This window comes from Streptomyces sp. URMC 124 (assembly GCF_051386455.1).
Classification (GTDB): Bacteria; Actinomycetota; Actinomycetes; order Streptomycetales; family Streptomycetaceae; genus Streptomyces.
In genome coordinates, this window is record NZ_JBPQTS010000257.1 from 1 (window position 1) to 5,713 (window position 5,713).

Sequence of the window (5,713 nt, forward strand, 5' to 3'; positions counted from 1 at the left end):
GCACGGTCAAGGGCATCACCGCCGAGATCGGCGCGTCCGTCTCCTCCGGCGCCGTCATCTGCGAAATCAAGGACTGACGCGGACGGCTGACAACCGACGCGAGTGGGCCCCTGCCATCGGCAGGGGCCCACTCGCGTTCCGGCGGTTCAGATGGTGCGACCGACATTCATGACGTACACCGTGTCGTCCTCCACCTGGTACAGCACTCGCCAGCATCCGACAGAGAGCCGGTAGTAGCCGGACCCTCCGAGGGCTGAGGCGGCTTCGGGCTTCGGGTCATCGCCCAGGGCCCTGCTCGCCATGACGCACGCTTTCGCGCCCGTGGGGTCGAGAAGACGTAAACGACGGAGCTCGGCCAGTGCCCGCTCCTCCCACACCACGGTCCAGGACACTCAGCAAGCCTTCCGATCCGCAGCCTCATCCGCCTCGATGACGGCCAGCACCTCGTCCTGGGGAACCCACCGCGCTTCGGGGTCCTCCCGGATGGACTGCGCCAGCGCCAGATCCGCCTCGTCGCGAAGCCTCTGGAGCTCCTCCAGTTCCTCTATGGGCATCAGCACTGCCGCCGGCTTGCCGTACTCGCTGATCAGGATGGGCTCGCGGCCGTGCCGCACACGGCCCACGAGCTGCCCGAGCTGGTTGCGAGCCTCGACGAGGGAGTAGGTGTCCATGCTGAAACAGTACGCACCAGCCAGTGTGTACAACATCCCCCGTCCGAGTGACGCCCTTCCGCCGCTGGAGCCAGTGGCATGCTTGGCAGGCGGGGAGACACAGGGAGGACTCGGCAGCCATGGCCACGGAGACCACGCACGCGTCGCCACGCCCCATGCGGGCGGACGCCCGGCGCAACTACGAGCGGCTGCTCGCGGAAGCCCGGACCGCATTCACCGAGAACGGCACGGAAGCCTCCCTGGAGGACGTCGCCCGCCGGGCGGGGGTCGGCATCGGCACGCTCTACCGCCACTTCCCCAACCGCACGGCGCTGATGAGCGCCGTCTTCCAGGGCGAGCTCGACGGGCTCATCGCCCGCTCCCGCGAGCTCCTGGCCTCGCCCGAGCCGTGCCGGGCCCTGATGGACTGGCTCCGGGCGTGCGTGGCGCACGCCAGCACCTACCGGGGGCTCTCGCGGGCCCTGCTCGCCGCCCAGTCGGACGAGGCCTCGGCGATGTCGCGCTGCAGCCTTCCCATGCGGGAGGCGGGGAGCCTGCTCCTGGCCCGCGCGCAGGCCGCGGGGGCCGTCCGCGCCGATGTCGACATCGCCGACGTCATGCAGCTGACGAACGCGATCTCGCTGGCCGCGGAACAGTCCCCGGACGACCCCCGGCTCCCCGACCGCCTCCTGACCCTGACCGTCCAGGGCCTGGCCACCGAGCCCTGCCCCGAAGGATCCTGAGGGCGCCCGGGAGCTACCGGCGCCTGGGGGCCAGGTCCGCCACCCTGGCCGTCGCCGTCGGGGGCTCGCTGCGGAGTTGCGAGGGGGACGGGCTGGGCCCTGAGGGGCCCGGCGGGCCCGGGGGCAAGTGGTGGGTGCCGTGGGTGCGGCGCTGGCCCGGGAGCGGGGGAACGTCCCGGCGCCGCTGCTGCTGGGGCACCTGCTCGCCGCCCCCGCCTCCGCCCGAGACCGCCCCCGTGGGCCCGGAGCCGGGCCCCTGCCCGGAGCCCGCGCCGGGCCCGGCCACCGAGATGTGGACGCCCTGGTCGGCGAGGGCCTGCAGCTCCGTCGCCGCGCGGTCGTCGTGGGACGGCGGCTCGTCCGTCACGAGCCGGGTGATCACATCCGTGGGCACGGTCTGGAACATCGTGTCCGTGCCCAGCTTCGTGTGGTCGGCGAGCACGACGACCTCCGCCGCCGCCTGCACCAGCGCCCGGTCCACGCTCGCGGAGAGCATGTTGGACGTGGACAGGCCCCGCTCCGCGGTGAGCCCGCTGCCCGACAGGAACGCGCGCGTCACCCGCAGCCCGTGCAGGGACTGCTCGGCGCCGCTGCCCACCAGTGCGTAGTTGGATCCTCTGAGCGTGCCGCCCGTCATGACGACCTCCACGCGGTTGGCGTGGGCGAGGGCCTGGGCGACGAGCAGGGAGTTGGTGACGACGGTCAGTCCCGGGACGCGCGCGAGCCGGCGGGCCAGCTCCTGCGTGGTCGTACCGGCGCCGACGACGACGGCTTCGCCTTCTTCGACGAAGCTCGCCGCGAGATCGGCGATGGCCGTCTTCTCGGCGGTCGCTAGATGGGATTTCTGCGGGAAGCCGGACTCCCTGGTGAAGCCTCCGGGCAGCACCGCACCGCCGTGCCGGCGGTCCAGCAGTCCTTCTGCCTCCAGTGCGCGCACGTCCCGCCGTACGGTCACTTCGGAGGTCTGGACGACGCGGGCGAGCTCACGGAGCGAAACCGCCCCGTTGGCCCGCACCATTTCGAGGATCAATTGACGACGTTCTGCAGCGAACACGAAACCGACAGTAACGCCAACGCCCATCCGTTTTCAGCAGGTTGCAGCAATTAACGGAAGTTGTCCGCTGTGGAACGCTCAAAGTGGTATAGGAGGCCCGGACTCAAGGCCAAAGCCTCCCCGGCCACTCAGCGCAACAATCCGGCCCCTAAGCCTCGCGCTGCGTCTTGCGCGAGTGGAGCTGCCGGGCGACCTCCGCCAGCGAACCGGACAGCGACGGGTACACGGTGAACGCGTTGGCGATCTGCTCGACGGTCAGGCTGTTGTCGACCGCGAGGGAGATCGGGTGGATGAGCTCGCTCGCCCGCGGGGCGACCACGACGCCGCCCACCACGATGCCCGTGCCGGGCCGGCAGAACAGCTTCACGAAGCCGTCCCGGATGCCCTGCATCTTCGCGCGCGGGTTGCGCAGCAGCGGCAGCTTGACCATACGGGCGTCGATCTTCCCGCTGTCGACGTCGGCCTGGGTGTAGCCGACGGTCGCGATCTCGGGGTCGGTGAAGACGTTCGCGGAGACCGACTTCAGGTTGAGCGGCGCGACCGCATCACCCAGGAAGTGGTACATCGCGATGCGCCCCTGCATCGCCGCGACCGACGCGAGCGCGAGCACGCCCGTGCAGTCGCCGGCGGCGTAGACGCCCGGCGCGCTGGTGCGCGAGACCCGGTCGGTGTGGATGTGCCCGGACTCCTTCAGCCGGACCCCGGCCTCCTCCAGGCCTATCCCGGCCGTGTTCGGGATCGAGCCGACCGCCATGAGGCAGTGCGTGCCGGTGATGACCCGGCCGTCCGCGAGCGTGACCTCGACCCGGTCGCCGACGCGCTTGGCGGACTGCGCGCGCGAGCGCGCCATGACGTTCATGCCGCGCCGCCGGAAGACGTCCTCCAGCACGGCGGCGGCGTCGGGGTCCTCGCCGGGCAGCACGCGGTCCCGCGACGACACCAGCGTCACCTTGGACCCCAGCGCCTGGTACGCACCGGCGAACTCGGCGCCGGTCACACCGGAGCCCACCACGATGAGCTCCTCGGGGAGCTCGTCCAGGTCGTAGACCTGGGTCCAGTTCAGGATGCGCTCGCCGTCCGGCTGGGCGTCGGGGATCTCGCGCGGGTGCGCGCCGGTGGCGACCAGCACCGCGTCCGCGACGAGCGTCTCCTCGGTGCCGTCCGCGGCCGTCACGATCACGCGGCGCGACCCGTCCGGCGCCTGGTTCGGCTCCAGCCGTCCCCGGCCGCGCAGCACGCGTGCACCCGCGCGGGTGACGGAGGCCGTGATGTCGTGCGACTGCGCGAGCGCGAGCCGCTTCACGCGGCGGTTGACCTTGCCCAGGTCCACGCCGACGACCCGGGCCGCCTGCTCGATGTGCGGCGTGTCGTCGGCGACGATGATCCCGAGCTCCTCGTACGAGGAGTCGAAGGTCGTCATCACCTCGGCCGTCGCAATGAGCGTCTTCGAGGGCACACAGTCGGTGAGCACCGACGCCCCGCCCAGACCGTCGCAATCGACGACGGTCACCTCCGCACCGAGCTGCGCGGCGACGAGCGCCGCCTCATAGCCGCCGGGTCCGCCACCGATGATCACGATCCGAGTCACGTACTCCATTGTCCCGTACCCGTCGAAGTGACTTCTCCCGGGGCCTCCCCAGCGGATCCGTACCCGCATGCATACGGCAATCCGTGCGAGAACCGGCAGGAGGTTCCGGACGAACCTCCCTTCGAGACTGCCATCCCAAATGCCGTCGCGCCTCACTCCCGTACCCTCGAAACCATGTCGCTCTACGCCGCGTACGCCGGCAACCTCGACGCGCGGCTGATGTCCCGCCGCGCACCCCACTCGCCGCTGCGCGGCACGGGCTGGCTCGCCGACTGGCGGCTGACCTTCGGCGGCGAGCAGCTGGGCTGGGAGGGCGCGCTCGCGACCGTCGTCGAGGCACCCCGCTCCCAGGTCTTCGTCGCCCTCTACGACATCGCTCCGATGGACGAGGACTCGATGGACCGTTGGGAGGGTGTCGGCCTCGACATCTACCGCCGGATGCGCGTCCGCGTGCACACTCTGGACGGTGAGGAGCCCGCGTGGATCTACGTCCTGAACGGTTACGAGGGCGGCCTGCCCTCCGCCCGCTACCTGGGCGAGATCGCCGACGCCGCGGAGTCCGCGGGCGCTCCCCACGACTACGTGATGGAGCTCCGCAAGCGCCCCTGCTGACGATCGGCGCCGGGGAGTGACGACTGCATCTCGTCACAACCCACAAAGCAACAATCGGAACACCGTGAGCAGTGACATCTACGCGCGTAGGCGATAAGCGGCTACCCTCGTCCGCGTGAACGCATCAGTTACTCCCGACATCCAGGCCGACCCGTACGCCGCGGCGGACGCCGCCGCCGCCCGTCTGCGCGAGCTGACCGGCGCCGAGACCCACGACGTCGCCCTGGTCATGGGCAGCGGCTGGCTCCCGGCGACCGAGGCGCTCGGCGCCCCGGAGGCCGAGTTCCCCGTCACCGAGCTCCCCGGCTTCACCGCCGCCGCCGTGGCGGGCCACGCCGGCACGGTCCGCTCGTACAAGATCAACGACAAGCGCGCCCTGGTCTTCCTCGGCCGCACGCACTACTACGAGGGCCGCGGCGTCGCCGCCGTCGTCCACGGCGTGCGCACCTCCGTCGCCGCCGGCTGCAAGACCGTCGTCCTCACCAACGGCTGCGGCGGCCTCCGCGAGGGCATGCGCCCCGGCCAGCCCGTGCTGATCAGCGACCACATCAACATGACGGCGACCTCGCCGATCGTCGGCGCCAACTTCGTCGACCTCACCGACCTCTACTCCCGCCGTCTGCGCGCGCTGTGCAAGGAGGTGGACGAGACCCTGGAGGAGGGCGTCTACGTCCAGCTCCCCGGCCCGCATTACGAGACGCCGGCCGAGATCCGCATGGTCCGCACCCTCGGTGGCGACCTCGTCGGCATGTCCACCACGCTCGAGGCCATCGCGGCCCGCGAGGCGGGCGCCGAGGTCCTCGGCATCTCCCTGGTCACCAACCTGGCCGCGGGCATGACCGGTGAGCCGCTGAACCACGAAGAGGTCCTCCAGGCCGGGCGCGACTCCGCGTCCCGCATGGGCCAGCTCCTGGCCCAGGTCCTCCCCAAGCTCTGACCTTGCCGGTACGGCGCCGTTCCCCACACCCGGGTGCGGCGCCGTTTGGCGTTCCCCGCGCGCCGTTCCCCTTGCCGGGGGTGCGGCACGGCGCGCCGGACCCAACCGCGCGCGCCTGCGGCGCGCGAC

General features: G+C 71.4%; 7 protein-coding genes. 3 read left to right on the forward strand and 4 right to left on the reverse strand.

All coding sequences use genetic code 11. From position 1 onward, the window contains the following. Positions 1 to 146: 146 nt before the first annotated feature. Together ACSNOG_RS31625 and ACSNOG_RS31630 are read right to left on the reverse strand one after the other, a co-directional pair. Positions 147 to 392 (reverse strand): type II toxin-antitoxin system RelE family toxin, encoded by a 246-nt coding sequence (locus ACSNOG_RS31625; protein ID WP_436756142.1) that lies wholly within the window; start codon positions 390 to 392, stop codon positions 147 to 149. Then, positions 393 to 671 (reverse strand): type II toxin-antitoxin system Phd/YefM family antitoxin, encoded by a 279-nt coding sequence (locus tag ACSNOG_RS31630; protein WP_436756143.1) that lies wholly within the window; start codon positions 669 to 671, stop codon positions 393 to 395. 119 nt (positions 672 to 790) lie between these two features. Here ACSNOG_RS31630 and ACSNOG_RS31635 point away from each other — a divergent pair, with 119 nt between their 5' ends. After that, positions 791 to 1,393, forward strand: a complete 603-nt coding sequence (locus ACSNOG_RS31635; RefSeq protein WP_436756144.1) for a TetR/AcrR family transcriptional regulator — start codon at positions 791 to 793, stop codon at positions 1,391 to 1,393. Between the two features lie 13 nt (positions 1,394 to 1,406). On the opposite strand, the gene ACSNOG_RS31640 is transcribed toward ACSNOG_RS31635, so the two are convergent. Together ACSNOG_RS31640 and ACSNOG_RS31645 are read right to left on the reverse strand one after the other, a co-directional pair. After that, positions 1,407 to 2,411: a DeoR/GlpR family DNA-binding transcription regulator gene (locus ACSNOG_RS31640; RefSeq protein ID WP_436756145.1), complete on the reverse strand. Its 1,005-nt coding sequence runs from the start codon at positions 2,409 to 2,411 to the stop codon at positions 1,407 to 1,409. Positions 2,412 to 2,595: 184 nt separating this feature from the next. Then, on the reverse strand, positions 2,596 to 4,044 hold the full coding sequence (locus ACSNOG_RS31645) for an NAD(P)H-quinone dehydrogenase (protein ID WP_058045958.1): 1,449 nt from the start codon (positions 4,042 to 4,044) through the stop codon (positions 2,596 to 2,598). Positions 4,045 to 4,209: 165 nt separating this feature from the next. On the opposite strand from ACSNOG_RS31645, the gene ACSNOG_RS31650 reads away from it, so the two are divergent. Then, complete coding sequence (locus tag ACSNOG_RS31650) at positions 4,210 to 4,647, forward strand: gamma-glutamylcyclotransferase (protein WP_030369994.1); 438 nt, start codon at positions 4,210 to 4,212, stop codon at positions 4,645 to 4,647. 115 nt (positions 4,648 to 4,762) lie between these two features. After that, positions 4,763 to 5,584, forward strand: a complete 822-nt coding sequence (locus ACSNOG_RS31655; protein ID WP_179082353.1) for a purine-nucleoside phosphorylase — start codon at positions 4,763 to 4,765, stop codon at positions 5,582 to 5,584. The last annotated feature ends 129 nt before the right edge of the window (positions 5,585 to 5,713 follow it).